This is a genomic window from Arthrobacter sp. TmtSoilC79 (genome assembly GCF_059739405.1).
Genome location: NZ_AP046051.1, coordinates 3,086,463 through 3,104,257 on the forward strand (window position 1 = coordinate 3,086,463; position 17,795 = coordinate 3,104,257).

The following is a 17,795-nucleotide window of genomic DNA, read 5'->3' on the forward strand; positions in this document are numbered from 1 at the left end:
CGAACAGGAACAGGGCTTGGGTTTAGGTGGCGTCGTTCGTGTCTCCGCGCCGCTCCGCTTCGCGCTGTGCCCGTCGGCTGCCAGGCTGCGCCGGCTTGCCGGACGCGTCAAGGCGCTCACCGGCGTCGTGATCTGCCGTCGGAACGGAACCCACGACGGCGGCAGCGGCCGCCAAGGAACCGGTGTCCTTAAGCTCATCTGCAGTTACAGCGGGGCCACCGGCAGCAGCGAGTCGCTTCATGCCAGTGGCCTTGACCACCAGGACCGCGATCAGCGTGGTGACCGGGATGGCCAGGACCAGTCCGATGGAGCCCACGAGTGTCCGGATGACTTCCTCGGACAATTCGGCGCTGGTCAGTGCTTCGGCCAGAGGGCGGTCGTAGAGCATCACGATGATGAGGATCGGGAGGGCAGCCCCGGCATAGGCAAAGGCGATGGTGTAGACCGTCGAAGCGATGTGGTCCCGGCCGATCCTCATGGCCGAGGTAAACAGCTTGCGTGCACTGGTGTTGGGGGCGAGTTCGTAAAGTTCCCACACTGCGGAGGACTGTGTGATGGTCACGTCGTTCAGCACGCCAAGGCCGGAAATGATGAGGCCGCAAAGGATGATCCCGGAAATCGAGATCTGGGGTGACATATTGACCAGCGTCGAGGCATCGTGGTTTCCCACACCGGCCAGGTTGGCGGCGTCAGTGGCCCAGGCAGCCAACAATGCGGTGATGCTGAGCCCAAAAATGGTTCCCAGCAGCGCCGTCGATGTCCGCGCCGAGAATCCGTGCGCGAAGTACAGCACCCCGATCATGATCACCGTTGACCCCACCAGTGCCAGAAGCAGCGGCGGCTTGCCCTCCACCAGTCCAGGCAGGATGAAGCTCACCAGGACGAAGTAGGCACCCACCAGCCCGAGCAGCGCACGGAAACCGCGCCAACGGGCCACCGCAATGACCACCGCTGCGTACAACACGGCGAGGATGGCGATGGGGATGGAACGGACGAAATCGACGAAAACGTACGCTGGAGCTCCACTGCCGGCGTTGGCGCCCTGGACTGCGGAGAGGTTCAGGTACCTGATGGAATCCCCCACATCCACGCCGTGGGACATGGCTACGTCAGGGTTGATGACCACCTTGACGACGTCTCCACCCTTATCCGGCTCAGTGAAAGCGAACGTGCACTGCGACCCGCCTTGGTTTGGATCGGTTTGGCCCGTGCTGCCCTGGACTGTGCCGGACGGGTCCGTGGCGCCCTGGCCGGCATCGGCCTGGCCGGTTTGTGTGCAGCTTTCCACCACCACGCTCTGGATCCGGCCGGTATCGAAAGTAACGCCGGGCGCGGCCTGGTAGGGGCTGGAGAAGGTGATACCTTCGCGGCTCCCGGAGGGCCACATGACCATCATGGCCACGAGGGTCAGGACGCCCAGCGGAACCAGTATGGCCGCCAGGATCCAATTGGCCTTTTTCCGCGAGGCAAGGGCCTGCGGGGTTGGCTCTGGACTTTCAGAATGTCCGTGGGAGTGACCGTGGCCCATCAGCAGCAAAACCTCATGGCCTTAAGCCTACGCGGCACCAGGGCCGCTGCAGACACTGCCGGGAAACGCAGGATCCCACGCTGCCCGCAGAAAGCGGGCGGCGTGGGATCCGTAACGGCGAATCAGTGGTCAGTCGCTGACGATCACCGTATCCGCGCCCCGTACATGGGCTTTCCCGGAGTCCGACAAGGGCTCCAGGACAGTGCGCAGCGCCGTCATTGAATCATCAACTTCCAGCAGGACAGGGTGCTGGTAGGCAATGAGTGCCAAAAGGTCCCGCACCGCAAAAGCTGCTTCCTCGGCCGAGAGCTGTGGATCATGGCCCAGGAAGACATCGGAAGGCTCGTCGGAGTTGCCTTGGGCGTAGCTGATGGCGAAGGCCTGGATCTTGCCCTTCCTGCTGGCTGGAACGCCCTGGCCAAATGCACTGGCTTTGGGCGCCCGCAGGACAATCGCCCCATGGGCGCCAGTGAGGTCGTGCAGGAACAAGCGCTGCACCGTGGCGATGCTGAGTTCCCCCGGGCTGTCCCAGTGATGGACGTGCGAGTAATACTTGCCCACCACGTCGCTCAACTCAACGGATCCCGTGGCCAGGTCTTCCACGCGCTCTGAAGCGGCTTCCTCCGAACCGTCGCCGAAGCGCGGCAAAGACAGAGGTTCCGGCTTCACCACAACCAGCTGGGAACGCTGGATGGGAACCAGTCCCGCGGCAGCAGCAAAAGCCGCACCCGCAGTGCCCGGCTCCACCTTGCTGCGCAGCTTGGAAACGCCCGACGGCGAGTTCGCGGCTTCGCGGCGGAGCATGGTCAGCAGGGTGGCACCGACGCCTTCACGCCGGTGGTCCTTGGCAACCTCGATGTACACCCAAAGACGTTCGGGGTGCAGGGAAGCCTCGTGGACCACGCCGGCGGCAACGGGAATCCGCACGCCATCGACCACGTCTTCGGCCACGATGCACCGACGCCAGGGCTGGTTGCCGGACGGTGCCAGGGCCGCCCGGAACTGCTCAGCGGGAAGTGTCTCGGGGCCACCCCAGATTTCCAGGAGGGCGAGGTCGTCGCCTTCCTTCCATTCGCGGTACTCCAAAGCCACGGTCAGGCGCCGATCAGTCGAGCTGCCAGGTAGCCCTCAACCTTGTCCAGGGAGACGCGTTCCTGGCTCATGGTGTCGCGCTCACGGATGGTCACGGCCTGGTCTTCGAGGGTGTCGAAGTCCACAGTGATGCAGAACGGGGTACCGATTTCGTCCTGGCGACGGTAGCGGCGGCCGATGGCGCCGGCGTCGTCGAAGTCGATGTTCCAGTTCTTGCGCAGCTGGGCACCCAGGGCCTTGGCCTTCGGGGACAGGTCCTCGTTGCGGCTCAGCGGAAGGACGGCGGCCTTGACCGGCGCCAGGCGGGGATCAAGCTTGAGCACGGTGCGGACGTCGACGCCGCCCTTGGCGTTGGGTGCCTCGTCCTCGGTGTAAGCGTCGATCAGGAACGCCATGAAGGACCGGGTCAGGCCTGCGGCAGGCTCGATCACGTACGGCGTGTAGCGCTCGTTGGTGGCCTGGTTGAAGTAGCTCAGGTCCGTCCCGGAGGCCTTGGCGTGCGTGGACAGGTCAAAGTCCGTGCGGTTGGCGATGCCCTCAAGCTCGCCCCACTCCGAACCCTGGAAACCGAAGCGGTACTCGATGTCCGTGGTGCCCTTGGAGTAGTGGCTGAGCTTTTCCAGCGGGTGTTCGAAGAAGCGGAGGTTGTCCTCACGGATGCCCAGGTCCGTGTACCAGGACATGCGCTCCTTCATCCAGTACTGGTGCCACTCTTCGTCCGTTCCGGGCTCAACGAAGAATTCCATCTCCATCTGCTCGAATTCACGGGTACGGAAGATGAAGTTGCCGGGCGTGATTTCGTTGCGGAACGACTTGCCGATCTGGCCGATACCGAACGGCGGCTTCTTCCGGGACGTGGTCAGGACGTTGTTGAAGTTCACAAAAATGCCCTGGGCGGTTTCCGGGCGCAGGTAGTGCATGCCTTCTTCGCTGGCCACCGGGCCGAGGAATGTCTTGAGGAGGCCGGAGAATTCCTGGGGCTCGGTCCACTGGCCGCGCGTGCCACAGTTGGCGCAGACGATGTCGGCCAGGCCGTTTTCTGCCGGGCGGCCCTTCTTTTCCTCGTACTCTTCCTCGAGGTGATCCGCGCGGTAGCGCTTGTGGCAGGACAGGCATTCAACCAGGGGGTCGGAGAAGACTTCCACGTGGCCGGACGCTTCCCATACCTGGCGGGGAAGGATGACGGAGGAATCCAGGCCTACAACATCCTCGCGGCCGCGGACCATGCTCTGCCACCACTGGCGCTTGATGTTTTCCTTCAGTTCGGCGCCAAGGGGACCGTAGTCCCACGCCGAACGGGAGCCACCATAGATTTCACCGGCCTGGAAGACAAAGCCCCTCCGCTTGGAGAGGGAAATGACCTGGTCAAGGACGGATTTTGCTGCCATGGGTAACTCCATTTGTTCTACAGGGCCGCTGGGTGCGGTCCGCGGTGGTGTGCCCCGGAATCCGGACGAGGTTGTCCGGCGGGGTGTCGGGGGAAAAGTTTGTTGCAAGTACCCGAAGATACCTGAAAGTCATGCGAGTCCTACCCTACCGGCCTTTGGCAGGGCTTCTCCTTGTCAAGGCACCTTTGGGCCAGGGCAACGTCGCTACGATGATCGCGGCCAGCGTCAGGACCGTACCCAGCACCGTGGGCAAGGCGACCACCGCGCCGGGACTGGGGATCACGACGTCGAGCACCAGCGAGCCCACCAGTTGACCGGCGATCATGCCCAAGCCGGTGATCAGCACGCCCAAGCTGCGGACCAGCAGCGCGGCCAGGCCAATAAACAGGCATCCCATGGGGCCGCCGAGGTAGTACCACCATTCCGGGGGAAGCGGATTTCCCGGTCCTGCCACAGCCAGCTTGATGATCCAGGCCACCCAGAGGATGGCCGACCCGGCAATGAAATTGACCAGGGTGGCTGCGATGGGTGTCCCGTAATGCACTGTGGCGGTACCGTTCATGGCCTGCTGGAAACTCATGAAGAATCCGGCTGCAAGCGGCAGCAGCACTGGAAGGACCAGCGAAGCAATGTCCGCATCACCGCCGAACCGGGGTGACACAGCCCAGGCCACGGCGGCCACTGTCAAGACACTGCCGATGACGCGGACTCCCGTGATGGCACGTTTGCCGCCTGGCCCGATTCCCATCCTGTCCACCAACAGCCCGCTCAAGGTTTGTCCCGTCACAGCCGCCACCGTGAACAAGGCCACACCGAGCAACGCCACCGTGAACGACTGGGCAAAGACGAAGAGAGCGCCGATGGCTCCGGCCATGACGTAGAAACGGGGAAAGCTGCGGTTGCGGACCGCGGGGATGATGCGTTGGAGGCCGGCCCTGCCTCTGGGGGTGGCCAGCGAAATCGCGGTAATCAGCAGCAGGCCTGTGGTGAAGCTCACCACGGCAGCTGCGATGCCGTCGTCGAGCCTGGCGCCGAGGGCCCCATTGATCCTTCCCTGAAGCGGGATGACCAAGCCTGTTGCTACTGCGACGGGGAGGCCAACGGCGAGTGGAAGGGTGGGACGGGGAGAAGGCTGCGGCACTGTCACCACACTACTTCAGGCATCATTGCTGTATGAGCACTCCGGAAATCGAAGAGATCCCCATCCGCGACGACATGATCCGCCTTGGCCAGCTCCTGAAGCTTGCCAACCTCGTGGAGGACGGCGTTGAGGCCACGGAGCTCATCAAGAACGGCCTGGCCAAGGTCAACGGCGAAATCGATGACCGCCGTGGCCGCCAGCTCCACGTCGGAGATACTGTGACGGTCAACGGCCGGACAGTCCGAATCACCGCCGCCTGATACAACTCATCGCCACTGTTACAACGCGGGGTCACTTGTGGCCCCCTGCCCGGCGGTCAAGGGTGCATAGGTGACCCCGCGTTGGTTTTGGGCCGCGCTGTTTTTGGGCCGCGCTGCTCCTAGGCGGTGAGCACTTTGTGGGTGAGGAATTCGCCCACGTGGCCGATCTCCTGTTGGTTGATCCCGTGCCACATTCCCGTGTAGAGCACCTTGGTGAGGTCAACGTGCCCGCGCACCCAGCCCATGGTGTACTCGATCTTGTCCTGGGTGATGACGGGATCCTGCTGGTCCCGGCCCCAGAACATGGGCAGCGAACCATCCAGTTCGTGGTCCCGGAACGCGGCGTCAGCGCCGGCGTCGATCACAAAACCTGAAAGCCCGACGACGGCGGCAAAGTCTGCGGGACGGTAGCGGAGCATGGTGGTCGCCATGGCCATCCCCATGGAGAAGCCCAGCAGGGTGACCGAAGTGTGGTTCGCCTTGACCGTATCCAGCCATGCCAGCGCGTACTCGGCCGCAAGCTTCACAGCGTCCAGTGAGTAATCGATCGATGCCGTGAGCGGGAACCATGTGAAGCCCGGACCCATGGACATGGGTGCACGAAGTGCCGCAACCACGAAGCCTTCAGGCAGCAATCCGGCAAGGCTGAAGAGGTCGTCCTCGTTGGAGCCGTAACCGTGCAGCAGGACCAGGAGAGGCTTGCCTGCCCGCTCGGCTTCATCATGGGACCACAGGACGACAGGTGCTGGAAAGGGGGTTGCTTCAGTCATGGCTCCATTCTTGCAGTTACCCACAAGTAACAACCTACGGTGGCGTAGGGTCGCGGTCAGGGGGCAGGATATGAGCGTGAGTGAGAACAATCAGTTGTTGAAACCCGGCGATCCTGTACAAAAACACCCCTGGACCCGATACGTGGCACTGGGAGACTCCTTCACCGAAGGCATTGGGGACCCCGAGCCCCGGAATCCCGGCGGCCACCGCGGCTGGGCGGATCGGGTGGCGGAGGAACTGGGCCGCGGCCAGGAAGACTTTGCCTACGCCAACCTTGCCATCCGTGGCAGGCTGCTCCAGCAAATCATCGACGAACAGGTGGCCCACTGCCTGGAACTGCAGCCTGACCTGGTATCCATCTCCGCAGGCGGCAACGACCTCATCCGGCCAGGCGGCGACCCCGATCTTCTGGCCGAAAAACTCGATGCCGCAGTAGGTGAGTTGAGCTCCGGAGGCGCTGCCGTGGTGCTTTTCAACGGCCCGGACACGGCATCCTCCGTCCTCGGACGCATCCGCGGCAAGGTTGCCATCTACAACGAGAACCTCAGGACAGTGGCCGCACGCCACGACGCCATCATCGCTGACATGTGGTCACTGAGGCAGCTGGCAGACCCGCAAATGTGGGACCCGGACCGCTTGCACTTCTCTCCCCTGGGCCACCACACGATCGCCATGATGGTCCTGGACGCCCTGAACGTCCAGCACACCCTCGAACCGCTGCTGCCCAAGCCACTGCCGCCCCGCACGTGGCGGGAGGCCCGTTCTTCGGACCTCGTTTGGGCCCGCGAGTACTTTGTCCCCTGGGTTATCCGAAGACTGCGGCACCAATCCTCCGGTGACGGCATCAGCCCCAAACGTCCGACGCCGGGTCCCGTCTTTGGTTCCAGCGGCACCGTGCTGCCACGGCGCTAAGTCCACGTCCTGGTGCTGGTAATCCGGAATCATGGTGGCTGCAGTTCCTGTAGCTTCAGATTCGTGTGGGCTCGATGACCGACAGCGCGTTGATGTTTGCCGAAAGCGTCCGGCGCCTGCGGCTGCGCCGGCAAGGATTGCGGGTTCCTTCGTCCGCGGACGCCGGGGATGTGGTCCGCAACCTGCTTGCAGTGCAGTCCCAGGAATTTCCGTATGCGCGGTGGACCCTTGCCCAAAGGACCATGGCTTCCACCACCGCCAATGACGTGGAAAGGGCCGTTGCAGAGGGAACCATCCTTAGGACGCACATCCTCCGGCCCACCTGGCATTTTGTGCACCGGGACGACCTCGGCTGGCTCATGGGACTCTCTGCGGAGCGGCTCCATCAGGGAAACAACGGCATGTACCGCCAAACAGGGGTTGACGCGGAATCCACCGCCCTCAGTGGCCGGATCCTGGCTTCGGCGGTTGCCGACGGCGCCCACAAGACCCGGGAAGAGCTGGGCGGGATCCTGGAAAAAGCCGGTCTCCCCGGCAAAGGCCTGGGGTTCATTTACCACCTCATGCACGCAGAGATCAGCCGCATCCTGGTGAGCGGCTCCCCCATCCGCTCAGCCGGTGGCGCGCTGAAGCAGACGTATGCCCTCTTCGAGGAACGCGTGCCCGGCTTCGTTCGTGCGCCCCTGACAAGCGAGGACCGCGAAAAGGCCTTGGGCGGGTTGGCGCTTCGGTACTACACCAGCCGTGGACCCGCCACCATCAAGGACTGCGCCGTCTGGTCCGGGCTCACCATGAAAGATGTGAAGCTGGGCATCGAGGTCGCGGATACGTTGTCCCCCGGCGCCCTTGCCACGGTCACCCAGGACGGCCTGGGGTTTTACCTGGCCCGGGAAGATGTCAGTGAGCTCACCGATCCCGCGTGCTCTTCGCCGCCTGACGAGGCAAAACTACCCCGTGTTGACCTCATCCAGTGCTACGACGAATACGTCATGGGCTACTCACAGTCCAGGCACTATCTGGGCGGGACAGCACCATACTTCCCCGAGGACAACGGACCCATGCACGTAGTCCTGCTGGATGGCAGGTTGGCCGGATGGTGGCGGCACGGCTTTTCAGGGGGTGCCTGCCAGCTGGACGTCCGGATGAACCGGGCAACAACCGCGGCGGAGCAGGAGGCCTTAGTGGCCGAAGTGGAAAGGTACGGCCGGTTCCTGGGCATGGAAGCCACGCTCGTGTGAAAGTGCCAGTGCCTCCGGACTGCTCGGTTCCCTTGGGCAAAGTCCATGCTGGATGGCAGGGCTAAGCTGGAACGAGACCTAGGAGGCCTGCACTGTGAACAATCTGATCTTCTGGATCATCGTCTGCTCGTGGCTGATTCCGCTCGGGATCCGCATGTACAACCGCTCCCGAGCCCGCCGGATCCAGCAAGGAACGTTCCGCGACCCCGGCTACCCACCGCAGAACCTGCCCGGTCCGGGCTACCCACCGCAGCAGAACTACCCCGGCCAGCCGTACCCACCGGAAAGTTACCCGCAGCAGAACTACCCCGGCCAGTCGTACCCACCGGAAAGTTACCCGCAGCAGAACTACCCCGGCCAGTCGTCCGAGCCGACCGTCATCCGCCCGGCGGAGACGTCACCGCAGTCCGGGTCGCCGTCGGGCACTTCATCCCCCACGCCGTACCCTGCCGCCGGCAGCCCGGAGCCGCAAGGCTACCGTGCCCGCAAGCTGGCTGAGCTGGACGCGAAGTTCAGCAACGGAGAGATCGCCATGGAGGACTACATGAAGCAGCGCGGCGAGATCATGAACGGCTGAGGCTTACGGCCGACCCAGCCCGCGGCAGCCGGCAGCTCAGGCGAAGAAGGCTTCCCGAAGCTGCGGAGCGAGCTGCCCAATCTCCGTGAGGAAACCGTCGTGGCCGATCGGTGCCTCAATAACATGGACCGGAACCACACCAGGGAGCGCGGCTGCCAACTCCCGGGATTGAGCGGGAAAATACAGCCTGTCGCTATCCACCGCTGCCACGAAAAACTCCGCCGTGGTCCGCGACAAAGCTGACTCCAGGGATCCCCGGCCGCGTGCGACGTCGTGGGACATCAGGGCTTCTGTGATGGCGATGTAGCTGTTGGCATCAAAGCGGTGGACGAGCTTTGTCCCCTGGTGGTCCAGGTAGCTTTCCACCTGATACCTGCCACGCTCACCGAGTACCGCGGCGGCCAGGGGTGTCTCCTGGTGCTGGGCTTCCCGGCCGAAGCGGAAATCCAGTTCCAGCGCCGAGCGGTACGTGATGTGGGCGATCCGCCGGGCCAAGGCCAGCCCGTGTTCAGGTGCCCTGCCTGCGTAGTAGTCGCCGTTGTTGAAGTTCGGGTCCTGGCGGATGGCCAGTGTTTGGGCCTGCGCGAAGGCGATCTGCTCGGCCGTGCTGTAGGCGCCTACGGAAATCACGGCGCAGCGTTTGACGCGTTCCGGGTAGGTCACAGCCCATTCCAGGGCGCGTGCACCGCCCATGGATCCACCCAGGACGGCGTGCCAGGAGTCGATTCCCAAGGCATCGGCGAGCCGCCCTTCTGCCACTGTGCTGTCGCGCAAGGTGACCAACGGAAACCGGGAGCCCCAGGGGCGGCCATCGGGTGCCTCCGACGACGGTCCCGTGCTTCCGTAGCAGCCGCCCACGATGTTGATGGAGACCACGAAGAACCTGTTGGTATCGATCGTGGCTCCGGGGCCCACCAATTGCTCCCACCAGCCTTCCTCGTCCGTGGCTCCCCGTGCCACGTGGGTGCTGCCCGTGAGGGCGTGCTGGATCAGGACGGCGTTGGAGGCATCTGCATTCAACTGGCCCCAGGTCTCGTAAGCCAGGACAACGTCGGGAAGGAACCCGCCGGCTTCAAGTTCCAACGGCCCGATGCCGGCGTACTTGACGGTTCCGTCTTCTTCTCCGGATTTTGGAAGGGCTGTAGCAGTAATGGTCATTCCTTTGACACCTTAACCTCGCGCTTGCCCGTCGCCTTGCGTGCGAACAGGCCAGGTCTTCACCCGGGGCACCCCACCGCGGAGGAGGGTTGCCGGCCAGCAAGCCGGGGCTGTGTGCTGGCACTCATGACCTAATACGAAGAGTCTAGGAAATACAGGGCGGTTCTGGCGAAGAATGTGACAACAGTGTGACGGTTTTGGGCAGCTTCGTTCACCAATCGCCGCCGTGGGATGCCGTCCGGCGAATAATCGACGGCCCGGACGGCATCCCCTTGGTTGAGGCGGCTACAGCCGCCCGACAGCTTTCAGCGGAGGGTTCAGGCTCCCTTGGCGGCCCGGAATCCAGCTTCGAGGTCTGCGATGATGTCATCCACGTGCTCGATGCCCACCGACAAACGCACCAAACCGGGGTGCACGCCCGCGGCGACCTGCTGCTCCACAGTCAACTGGCTGTGCGTGGTGGAGGCCGGGTGGATGACCAGGGATCGGACATCGCCGATGTTGGCAACATGCGAGTGCAGTTCCAGAGCGTCCACGAATCGCTTACCGGCTTCAACGCCGCCCTTGATGTTGAACGCCACAATGGCCCCGGTACCCCGGGGACCGTATTTGCGGCCGCGGTCATACCACGGGCTGGACGGCAGGCCCGCATAGGCGACCGATTCGACGTCGTCGTGGGCTTCCAGCCACTCGGCCACCTTGCTGGCGTTGGCTACATGGCGCTCCACCCGCAGGCTCAGCGTCTCAAGGCCTTGGGCAATCAGGAAGGCATTGAACGGTGAAACAGCTGAGCCGAGATCGCGGAGCAACTGGACGCGGGCCTTCAGGACGTAGGAGAGGTTGGCGCCCAATGCTCCGTCCTTGCCCAGGTCCCTCGCGTAGACCAGGCCGTTGTAGCTGGGGTCCGGGGTGTTGAAGCCCGGGTAGCGCTCCGGGTCCTTACCGAAATCGAAGTTGCCGGAATCGACAATCACGCCGGCAATGGCAGAACCGTGGCCGCCAAGATACTTGGTGGCGGAGTGGACCACGACGTCGGCGCCCCACTCGATGGGACGGATGAGGTAGGGCGTGGACAGCGTGTTGTCTACGATCAGCGGCACGCCGGCTTCGTGGGCAGTCCGGGCAACTCCCTCGATGTCCAGGACGTCCTGGCGCGGATTCGACACCACCTCGCCAAAGAAGAGCTTGGTGTTCGGCTGCACGGCATCGCGCCACTGGTCCAGGTTGTCCGGGTCCTGTACGAACGTCACCGAGATGCCGAACTTCTTCAGGGTGTGGGCCAGCAGGTTGTAGGTGCCGCCGTACAAGCTGGGGCTTGCAACGATGTGGTCTCCGGCCTCGGCGATGTTGAGGATGGCGAAGGTCTCCGCAGCCTGGCCCGAGCTCAGCAGGAGCGCACCCAAACCGCCTTCGAGGCTTGCGATCCTCTGTTCCACCGCATCCTGGGTGGGGTTGCCGATCCTGGTGTAGATGGGTGCGAGCTCAGCCAGGGCAAAGCGGTTGGCTGCGCTCTCGGCGCTGGGGAACACGAAGGACGTGGTCTGGTAGATCGGCAGCGCCCTTGCTCCCGTTGCGGAGTCGGGCTCCTGGCCTGCGTGGATCTGGCGGGTTTCGAAAGACCATCCTTGGGACATGGAGTTCTCCTGTTCGTGGCGCATGGGTTCTGTGGAAACGTGCTGCATGTGAGCTGGGCCCCAGTCTAGGAAGTGTCCGGAGCCTAAGACAGCTTTGTGACGCCGGTGGAATCTTTCGGTCTTTCAGCGTCTCTCCATGACGCCGTCCGGTAGCACTTATACACATCCCACCTTAGTTAGGCTTGACTTAGCTGAGACCCCGATCACAAAGTGCCAAGATGAAGCCATGCGCATGGATCACGTCTCTTACGCCTGTGAACGAGATGGCCTTTTGGCCACTACCGAACGAATTTCCGCGGCACTGGGAGTGGACGCTGTCCGGGGCGGAGTGCACCCGCGCTTCGGTACCCGGAACATGATCATTCCCCTTGCGGATAACAAGTACCTGGAAGTGGTGGAGGTCCTGGACCACCCCGCTTCCGACAAAGCACCTTTTGGCCAGGCAGTTCGTGCCCGCTCGGCCGCCGGTGGTGGCTGGATGGGCTGGTGCGTCGCCGTTGACGACCTGGCACCCTTCGAGGAACGCCTTGGCCGCTCAGCCGTTCCGGGTAACCGCAAGTTCCCTGACGGCCGGGAACTGGTGTGGCAGCAGATCGGCATCCTGGGCTTGATCGCAGATCCCCAGGTCCCGTACTTGCTCAAGTGGGAGGGCGACCCCTCACTGCACCCGTCCAGGATCTACGAGAGCGACGTCAAGATGTCCAGCCTCACCATTGCAGGCTCGGCGGAACGCGTCACGGAATGGCTCGGAGAAGCTGTGGAGAAGCCGCTTGAGGACGTTGCGGTCCAGTGGATGGCACCGCATGGCACTCCGGGAATCATGTCCGTAACTTTCGAAACCGCCTCAGGAGCCGTCACCATCTGACAGCCCCCTCCCCCGGGCCAGTCCCGCCGCCGGTCGATCCTGCCCGGAACAAACGTCGGCCTGGAATAAACTTCGGCCGCCATCAGCGGGTGCCAATGACGTCACCCACCGATGGCGGCCGGATACTTTTAACGTGCCCTGCCTACCCCAGCCCGATCGCCTTGCCGAACAAGCTGAAGCCGACAAAGGCCACAATGTCCAGCAGGGCATGGGCGATCACCAAGGGCATCACCCGCTTGGTCCTGGTGTAGATCCAGGCGAACACCAGGCCCATCACCACATTGCCGATAAAGGGTCCAAAGCCCTGGTACAGGTGGTAGCTTCCCCGCAGGACGGCGCTGACCACAATGGCCACCGGCGTGCTCCAGCCAAACTTGCCGAAGCGGTCCATGAGGTACCCCACCACGATCACTTCTTCGACGATCCCGTGCCGCACGGCCGAGAGGATGAGTACGGGCACGGTCCACCAGTAGGCGTCCAAGCCGCTGGGGACGATCGCAGTGGTAATGCCCAGGGCCCGGCCGGCAGCATAGAGGCCCAGGGAGGGAATGCCGATCAGCGCAGCAAGTCCCACGCCGTGCAGCAGGTCCTTTCCGGGCCGGGCGAAGTTGAAGCCCAGCCGGGCGAAAGCCCCGCCGGCGCCGCCGTCGCGGTTCCCCTGGCTGTGGGTGGACAGGAAGTAGAACACCAGGGCCACCGGCACGAGGGCGAAGATGATATCCAGTAACTGGTAGGTGAGGTCAAAGTACTCGCGGGTGTTTTGGGACCTGTTCAGGGTGGACGTGGCATCAGCCAAAGGAGCCCGCGTCATCTTGTCCAGGAGTTGCACCACGGAATACACGGCCGACTGGCCCAGGGACAAGCCCAGGACAATCAGCACTTCGGCGCGTAATCGCCGTCGGGAAGCAAGAAGCATGTACCCACCCTATGCTTGGTGGGATGGGCGCCCCAGCGAGAATTTTCATGATCCGGCATGGCCAGTCGGCCGCGAATGCCGACACCACCATCTACAACCGTGTGCCGGACTACCGGATCCCCCTGACGGAGCTCGGCGTGGAGCAGGCACGCGTTGCCGGGGAGGACCTTAGACGCAAGCTCGACGGGCAGCAGGTCTGCGTCTACGTCTCACCGTATTTGAGGGCGTATCAAACCCTGGAGGCGTTGAACCTTGGCCCCTTGATGGAACGGGTCATTGAGGAACCCCGGCTTCGCGAGCAGGACTGGGCCAACTTCCAGATCGCCGGGGACATCGAGGACCAAAAGGAGCTCCGAAACCTCTACGGCCACTTCTTCTACCGGTTCCGCGAGGGTGAGTCAGGCTCGGACGTCTACGACCGCGTGTCGTCCTTCATGGAGACCCTCTACCGCCACTGGCAAAAGCCCGCGTATTCGCCCAACACCCTCCTGGTCACGCATGGGTTGACCATGCGCCTGTTCTGCATGCGCTGGTTCCATTGGACTGTGGAGTACTTCGAGTCGCTCAACAATCCGGACAACGCTGAGTTGCGCACGCTGGTGAGGGACGACGACGGCCAGTACAGCCTCGATCTACCGTTCAGCCAGTGGGTGCCCAGGGAAGTTGACGATTCCGTGCTGCATGCGCCCAGAATGCGGTTCTAGCGCTGCAAGTTTCCTGCAGGGCTCAGTTCCCTGCAGGGCTCAGCCGGCGGCTGCGACGATGACTTCGGTGCCCTTGGCTTCGAAGGCAGCTTTGTCTTCGGCACTGATCCCGGAATCGGTGATGAGGTGCCTGAAGTCGTATCCGGCCATGGCGGCGAAGGAGCGGCGGCCCACCTTGGAGGAGTCTGCCACGACGTAGGATTCCGTGGCCCGGCGTGCCATCACGGTGTTGACCATGGCTTCGCCTTCATCGGTAATGGTGGGGCCGAGGTCCGGATCAACGCCGTTGACGCCAATGAACGCAATGTCCAGGGCCACTTTTTGCATGATGACGTCCGTGTAGGGACCCACCAGTTCGTAGGAGCGCGGGTTCAGGATGCCGCCGGTGACCATGATCTTGATATTGGGCCGGACCGCCAGTTGCGAGGCGATATTGATGGCATTGGTCACCACCGTCAGGGTGGGCCGGTTGGACGGCGCGTTGAGGTCTTCGCGGGTGGAGAGCAACTGGGCCAGCGCGGTGTTGGTGGTTCCGCCGCTGAGGCCGATCACGGCACCGGGCCGGATCAGGGCTGATGCTGCCAGCGCAATGTCCTGCTTGGCCTGGGCGTGGTCGTCACGGTTGTAGCGGCCCGGGAGGTCGTAGGCCACCGATCCTGTAGTGGCGCCACCCCTGGTGCGGCTGAGGAGGCGCTGCTTGGCGAGGCTGTCCAGGTCCCGCCGCGCCGTGGCCGGCGACACGCCAAGGCGCGTCACGATGTCCTCGACTTCCACATGGCCGGACTCGGCCAGGAGATCGAGGATGGCAGTCAGCCGATCGGTGCGGGTCATGACGGGCCTTTCGCGGGTTCGGAGCTATTTCGCTTTGGCGAACAGCGTCAGCATACGTGCGGACTCCAACACAAGGGCATCCCGGCCGGCCTTGATGTACTTCCGGGAATCCACCACTGCAGGGTTGGCATCGAGGTACTCACGGACTGCGCGGGTAAAGAACCCGTTCAAATGTGTGGATACGTTGATTTTAGTCATACCCGCGCCAATAGCTGCCACGAGCATCTCGTCTGTGACGCCTGAGGAGCCATGGAGGACCAGTGGTTTTCCTACAGCAGTCTTCAGCCGGGTGATCAAATGCAGGTCCAGTGCCGCGCTGCGTTCGGTCATGGCATGGGATGAACCTACGGCCACGGCCAAAGCGTCAACGCCCGTGGCTTCGACGAACGCCCGGGCCTCTGCGGGGTCGGTCCGGACACCCGGGGCGTGGGCGCCGTCTTTCCCGCCCACTTTGCCCAGTTCAGCCTCCACATAGACACCGCGCTGGTGGGCGTAGGCGGCGACGCGCTGGGTGACTTCGACGTTCCATTCATAGGGCAGATGGGCGCCGTCGTACATCACGGAGCCGAAGCCAAGGTCAACGGCGGCAAGCGCGAGGTCCTCGGACTCGGCGTGGTCCAGGTGCAGGGCGACCGGGACAGCGGCCGAGCGTGCGATCGCGAGCGCCGCTGAAGCGATCGGTTCGAGCCCGCCGTGGTATTTGGCGCAGTTCTCGGAGATCTGCAGGATCAGGGGAACCCCGGCAGCCTCGGCTCCGGCCACCAGGCCTTCGGCCGTCTCGATGTGGATGATGTTGAACGCGCCCTGGCCAGTACCGGAGGCCGAGGCCCTGTCCATGAGTTCCCGCGTGTTGACCAGGGTCACCGGGTCTCCTTCCATGTCACGATCAGTTGGTCTTGAAGTTCCTGGTAGCGCGGTGAGATTTCGCCGGCGGCCGGCATGAGCACGGCGGCTGCTGACCAGGCGGTGGCGCGGCGGAGTATTTCGCGCGGTTCGGTAATGCCTTCGGCGAGTGCGACGGCGGCAGCCGCCACGCCGGCGTCGCCCGCCCCTGTGGGGTTGCCGCTCAGCGCCTCAGGCAGGCGTGCGCTCCGGTAGCCACCGGGAGCGGCGTGGTCGAAGGCGAGCATGCCGTCCGCGCCGGCGCTGACCAGCACTGTCCGGGCGCCCATCTCGATCAGGGCAAGGGCTGCCGCTTCCAGGCTGGATTCTCCGGTCGCTTCGGCGAGCTCGTGATGGTTTGGCTTCAGGATGTCGGCCCCGGCCTTGGCTGCGGCGATGATTCCGGGACCTGAGGTGTCAATGATGGCCGGGATGCCGGCGTCGTGGGCCAGGCGCACGAGTTCGGGATAGAAATCCGCTGGAGCCCCCGGCGGCAGGCTGCCGGAACCAACCAGGACGGAGGCCGGCAGGTTCCGGTTGCCGCTGACGGCTTCAACTATGGCGATCCGGAGTGAGCGCCAGTCATCGGGCAGAAGGGCCTGCCCTTCCTCGTTGAAGATGGACGTTTCGCCGGCGACCGTGTCCACGAGGGCGATGCTGCGGCGGGTCTCGGCGGCCACTCCCACCAGCGTGTGGGGAACTCCGCTGGTCCAGAGCTCCGCTGCCAGGGTCTGCCCGGCTGCGCCGCCGGTGGGTGCGATCGCCAGGACAGGGTAGCCAAGCTGGTGCGTCACGCGGGCAACGTTGATGCCCTTGCCACCGGCGCGGCTCAAAGGAGTGGGCACGCGGTGGCTGGCGCCCTCGGTGATTCCCTGAACGGCGTAGGTCATGTCGATGGCCGGATTGGCAGTGACAGTGATGATGCGGTTCACGTTGGCTCTCTTCATTGTGACGCCCCCTGGAGTGCTTTGGCCGTCAAAAGTGCCCTTGCGTTCAACGCCGCACCCAGCAGGCCGGCGTCCTGGCCCAGCTGGGCCCTGATCAGCTGCGGCCGCCGCTGGAAGTCAAGGATTCCGTCCACCTTGGCCCGGAGGGGCTCCAACAGTTCGTCGCCCGCCTCAGCCAGGCCGCCTCCTATCACCACAGCTTCGGTTCCCATGATGTTGACGCATTGGCAAATGGTGAAGGCGAGGGCATCGACGGCATCGGACCAGATGCGGGCAGCAAGGTCATCGCCCTCTCCTGCCCTGATCAGGACCCCACGGGCACCGTTGACCCTGTTTCCGGACGCCCGGTAGTAGCGTTTGGCGATGGCACCGGCCGAGCCGACGGCTTCGAGAATGGTCGAACCTGCCGATCCAGGGCCGGCGTCGGGATCCGGTACCTGGGCGTGGCCAAGTTCTCCGGCGAAGCCGCCTGCGGTGACAGCCTTGCCGCCGGAAAAAACGGCTGCGGCGATCCCGGTGCCCACCACCATCACTACAACGTCATTGAATTCCTTGGAGCCGCCGAAGGTGTGCTCCACTGCGGCAGCGGAGCGGACATCGTGATCAAAAGCCACCGGGATTCCCAGCCGCTTTTGGGCTTCGGCCGTGAAAGGGAAATTTCTCCAGCCGAGGTTGGCGGAGTAGACGCCGATGCCGGCAACGGAATCCACGATGCCCGGGACGATGATGCCGGCGGCTTTGGCAAGGGTTTCCGGGAATTCCTCCGCCAACTCGGCCTTAAGCTCGGCCAGCCTGTCCAGGACGGCCTCACCCGGGCGGGCAGGGTCCAAGGGCGTAGGGACCCGGCGCATGCCAAGGACTCTCCCCCGGGCATCCACCAGGCCGGCCTTGATATCAGTGCCGCCAACGTCGAAAGACAGGACCGGCGATTCAGCGGCTCCGAGAACCATG

The 17,795-nt window shown here is 63.9% G+C and carries 18 protein-coding genes and 1 riboswitch; of the genes, 6 read left to right on the forward strand and 12 right to left on the reverse strand.

The genetic code is table 11. The features are described 5' to 3' along the window. Nucleotides 1-22: 22 nt before the first annotated feature. From AC6JA3_RS14220 to AC6JA3_RS14235, 4 genes are all read right to left on the reverse strand, one after another. On the reverse strand, nucleotides 23-1,528 hold the full coding sequence (locus AC6JA3_RS14220; RefSeq protein WP_035760979.1) for a YibE/F family protein: 1,506 nt from the start codon (nucleotides 1,526-1,528) through the stop codon (nucleotides 23-25). Nucleotides 1,529-1,657: 129 nt separating this feature from the next. Continuing rightward, nucleotides 1,658-2,620 (reverse strand): GNAT family N-acetyltransferase, encoded by a 963-nt coding sequence (locus AC6JA3_RS14225; protein WP_026541473.1) that lies wholly within the window; start codon nucleotides 2,618-2,620, stop codon nucleotides 1,658-1,660. 2 nt (nucleotides 2,621-2,622) lie between these two features. Further along, the gene (locus AC6JA3_RS14230) at nucleotides 2,623-4,008 is read right to left on the reverse strand and encodes a glycine--tRNA ligase (RefSeq protein ID WP_172324116.1); all 1,386 of its coding nucleotides are present in this window, start codon (nucleotides 4,006-4,008) and stop codon (nucleotides 2,623-2,625) included. A gap of 145 nt (nucleotides 4,009-4,153) precedes the next feature. Continuing rightward, nucleotides 4,154-5,158, reverse strand: coding sequence for a DMT family transporter (locus AC6JA3_RS14235; protein WP_026541471.1), 1,005 nt, complete (start codon nucleotides 5,156-5,158; stop codon nucleotides 4,154-4,156). A 23-nt stretch (nucleotides 5,159-5,181) separates the two neighbouring features. Here AC6JA3_RS14235 and AC6JA3_RS14240 point away from each other — a divergent pair, with 23 nt between their 5' ends. After that, nucleotides 5,182-5,409, forward strand: a complete 228-nt coding sequence (locus tag AC6JA3_RS14240; RefSeq protein WP_347783570.1) for an RNA-binding S4 domain-containing protein — start codon at nucleotides 5,182-5,184, stop codon at nucleotides 5,407-5,409. Nucleotides 5,410-5,528: 119 nt separating this feature from the next. Here the strand turns inward: AC6JA3_RS14240 and AC6JA3_RS14245 are convergent, their stop codons facing one another. Next, on the reverse strand, nucleotides 5,529-6,179 hold the full coding sequence (locus tag AC6JA3_RS14245) for an alpha/beta hydrolase (RefSeq protein ID WP_347783571.1): 651 nt from the start codon (nucleotides 6,177-6,179) through the stop codon (nucleotides 5,529-5,531). 70 nt (nucleotides 6,180-6,249) lie between these two features. On the opposite strand from AC6JA3_RS14245, the gene AC6JA3_RS14250 reads away from it, so the two are divergent. The 3 genes from AC6JA3_RS14250 to AC6JA3_RS14260 all read left to right on the forward strand — a co-directional run bounded on the left by AC6JA3_RS14250 (nucleotide 6,250) and on the right by AC6JA3_RS14260 (nucleotide 8,907). Further along, nucleotides 6,250-7,092, forward strand: a complete 843-nt coding sequence (locus AC6JA3_RS14250; protein WP_051420857.1) for an SGNH/GDSL hydrolase family protein — start codon at nucleotides 6,250-6,252, stop codon at nucleotides 7,090-7,092. A gap of 74 nt (nucleotides 7,093-7,166) precedes the next feature. Further along, complete coding sequence (locus tag AC6JA3_RS14255) at nucleotides 7,167-8,330, forward strand: winged helix DNA-binding domain-containing protein (RefSeq protein ID WP_223945029.1); 1,164 nt, start codon at nucleotides 7,167-7,169, stop codon at nucleotides 8,328-8,330. Between the two features lie 94 nt (nucleotides 8,331-8,424). Beyond that, nucleotides 8,425-8,907, forward strand: coding sequence for a hypothetical protein (locus AC6JA3_RS14260; protein WP_223945028.1), 483 nt, complete (start codon nucleotides 8,425-8,427; stop codon nucleotides 8,905-8,907). A 36-nt stretch (nucleotides 8,908-8,943) separates the two neighbouring features. On the opposite strand, the gene metX is transcribed toward AC6JA3_RS14260, so the two are convergent. Both metX and AC6JA3_RS14270 read right to left on the reverse strand, forming a co-directional pair. Next, nucleotides 8,944-10,065: a homoserine O-acetyltransferase MetX gene (gene metX / locus AC6JA3_RS14265; RefSeq protein ID WP_497920170.1), complete on the reverse strand. Its 1,122-nt coding sequence runs from the start codon at nucleotides 10,063-10,065 to the stop codon at nucleotides 8,944-8,946. Between the two features lie 15 nt (nucleotides 10,066-10,080). Beyond that, nucleotides 10,081-10,197, reverse strand: a riboswitch (SAM riboswitch). Nucleotides 10,198-10,382: 185 nt separating this feature from the next. Further along, nucleotides 10,383-11,723: a bifunctional o-acetylhomoserine/o-acetylserine sulfhydrylase gene (locus AC6JA3_RS14270; RefSeq protein WP_347783664.1), complete on the reverse strand. Its 1,341-nt coding sequence runs from the start codon at nucleotides 11,721-11,723 to the stop codon at nucleotides 10,383-10,385. Nucleotides 11,724-11,925: 202 nt separating this feature from the next. Here AC6JA3_RS14270 and AC6JA3_RS14275 point away from each other — a divergent pair, with 202 nt between their 5' ends. Continuing rightward, nucleotides 11,926-12,564 carry a VOC family protein gene (locus AC6JA3_RS14275; RefSeq protein ID WP_347783574.1) on the forward strand — a complete coding sequence of 213 codons (639 nt, stop codon included), beginning with the start codon at nucleotides 11,926-11,928 and terminating at the stop codon, nucleotides 12,562-12,564. 142 nt (nucleotides 12,565-12,706) lie between these two features. Here the strand turns inward: AC6JA3_RS14275 and AC6JA3_RS14280 are convergent, their stop codons facing one another. Beyond that, the gene (locus AC6JA3_RS14280; protein WP_347783575.1) at nucleotides 12,707-13,480 is read right to left on the reverse strand and encodes a CPBP family intramembrane glutamic endopeptidase; all 774 of its coding nucleotides are present in this window, start codon (nucleotides 13,478-13,480) and stop codon (nucleotides 12,707-12,709) included. 23 nt (nucleotides 13,481-13,503) lie between these two features. On the opposite strand from AC6JA3_RS14280, the gene AC6JA3_RS14285 reads away from it, so the two are divergent. Further along, nucleotides 13,504-14,184, forward strand: coding sequence for a histidine phosphatase family protein (locus AC6JA3_RS14285; protein ID WP_026547271.1), 681 nt, complete (start codon nucleotides 13,504-13,506; stop codon nucleotides 14,182-14,184). A 39-nt stretch (nucleotides 14,185-14,223) separates the two neighbouring features. Here the strand turns inward: AC6JA3_RS14285 and AC6JA3_RS14290 are convergent, their stop codons facing one another. From AC6JA3_RS14290 to AC6JA3_RS14305, 4 genes are read right to left on the reverse strand one after another with little or no spacing between them, the layout of a single operon-like run. Further along, complete coding sequence (locus tag AC6JA3_RS14290; protein WP_026541460.1) at nucleotides 14,224-15,015, reverse strand: DeoR/GlpR family DNA-binding transcription regulator; 792 nt, start codon at nucleotides 15,013-15,015, stop codon at nucleotides 14,224-14,226. Between the two features lie 24 nt (nucleotides 15,016-15,039). After that, a complete protein-coding gene (locus AC6JA3_RS14295) occupies nucleotides 15,040-15,894 on the reverse strand; it encodes a class II fructose-bisphosphate aldolase (RefSeq protein ID WP_035760959.1) in 855 nt (284 codons plus the stop codon). Continuing rightward, a complete protein-coding gene (locus tag AC6JA3_RS14300) occupies nucleotides 15,876-16,844 on the reverse strand; it encodes a 1-phosphofructokinase family hexose kinase (protein WP_347783576.1) in 969 nt (322 codons plus the stop codon). The genes AC6JA3_RS14295 and AC6JA3_RS14300 overlap by 19 nt, the downstream gene beginning before the upstream one ends. Further along, entirely contained in the window at nucleotides 16,841-17,794 is a 954-nt protein-coding gene (locus tag AC6JA3_RS14305; protein WP_497920171.1) for an ROK family protein, read from the reverse strand. Before AC6JA3_RS14305 ends, AC6JA3_RS14300 begins: the two co-directional genes overlap by 4 nt. Between the last annotated feature and the right edge of the window lies 1 nt (nucleotide 17,795).

Excerpts from the sequence above, each read along its gene's own strand:
- AC6JA3_RS14220 (WP_035760979.1), bottom strand. The coding sequence starts at position 1,528 with ATGGGCCACGGTCACTCCCACGGACATTCTGAAAGTCCAGAGCCAACC.
- AC6JA3_RS14230 (WP_172324116.1), bottom strand. The coding sequence starts at position 4,008 with ATGGCAGCAAAATCCGTCCTTGACCAGGTCATTTCCCTCTCCAAGCGG.
- AC6JA3_RS14240 (WP_347783570.1), top strand. The coding sequence starts at position 5,182 with ATGAGCACTCCGGAAATCGAAGAGATCCCCATCCGCGACGACATGATC.
- AC6JA3_RS14245 (WP_347783571.1), bottom strand. The coding sequence starts at position 6,179 with ATGACTGAAGCAACCCCCTTTCCAGCACCTGTCGTCCTGTGGTCCCAT.
- AC6JA3_RS14250 (WP_051420857.1), top strand. The coding sequence starts at position 6,250 with ATGAGCGTGAGTGAGAACAATCAGTTGTTGAAACCCGGCGATCCTGTA.
- AC6JA3_RS14255 (WP_223945029.1), top strand. The coding sequence starts at position 7,167 with ATGACCGACAGCGCGTTGATGTTTGCCGAAAGCGTCCGGCGCCTGCGG.
- metX (WP_497920170.1), bottom strand. The coding sequence starts at position 10,065 with ATGACCATTACTGCTACAGCCCTTCCAAAATCCGGAGAAGAAGACGGA.
- AC6JA3_RS14270 (WP_347783664.1), bottom strand. The coding sequence starts at position 11,723 with ATGCGCCACGAACAGGAGAACTCCATGTCCCAAGGATGGTCTTTCGAA.
- AC6JA3_RS14275 (WP_347783574.1), top strand. The coding sequence starts at position 11,926 with ATGCGCATGGATCACGTCTCTTACGCCTGTGAACGAGATGGCCTTTTG.
- AC6JA3_RS14280 (WP_347783575.1), bottom strand. The coding sequence starts at position 13,480 with ATGCTTCTTGCTTCCCGACGGCGATTACGCGCCGAAGTGCTGATTGTC.
- AC6JA3_RS14285 (WP_026547271.1), top strand. The coding sequence starts at position 13,504 with ATGGGCGCCCCAGCGAGAATTTTCATGATCCGGCATGGCCAGTCGGCC.
- AC6JA3_RS14290 (WP_026541460.1), bottom strand. The coding sequence starts at position 15,015 with ATGACCCGCACCGATCGGCTGACTGCCATCCTCGATCTCCTGGCCGAG.
- AC6JA3_RS14295 (WP_035760959.1), bottom strand. The coding sequence starts at position 15,894 with ATGGAAGGAGACCCGGTGACCCTGGTCAACACGCGGGAACTCATGGAC.
- AC6JA3_RS14300 (WP_347783576.1), bottom strand. The coding sequence starts at position 16,844 with ATGAAGAGAGCCAACGTGAACCGCATCATCACTGTCACTGCCAATCCG.
- AC6JA3_RS14305 (WP_497920171.1), bottom strand. The coding sequence starts at position 17,794 with ATGGTTCTCGGAGCCGCTGAATCGCCGGTCCTGTCTTTCGACGTTGGC.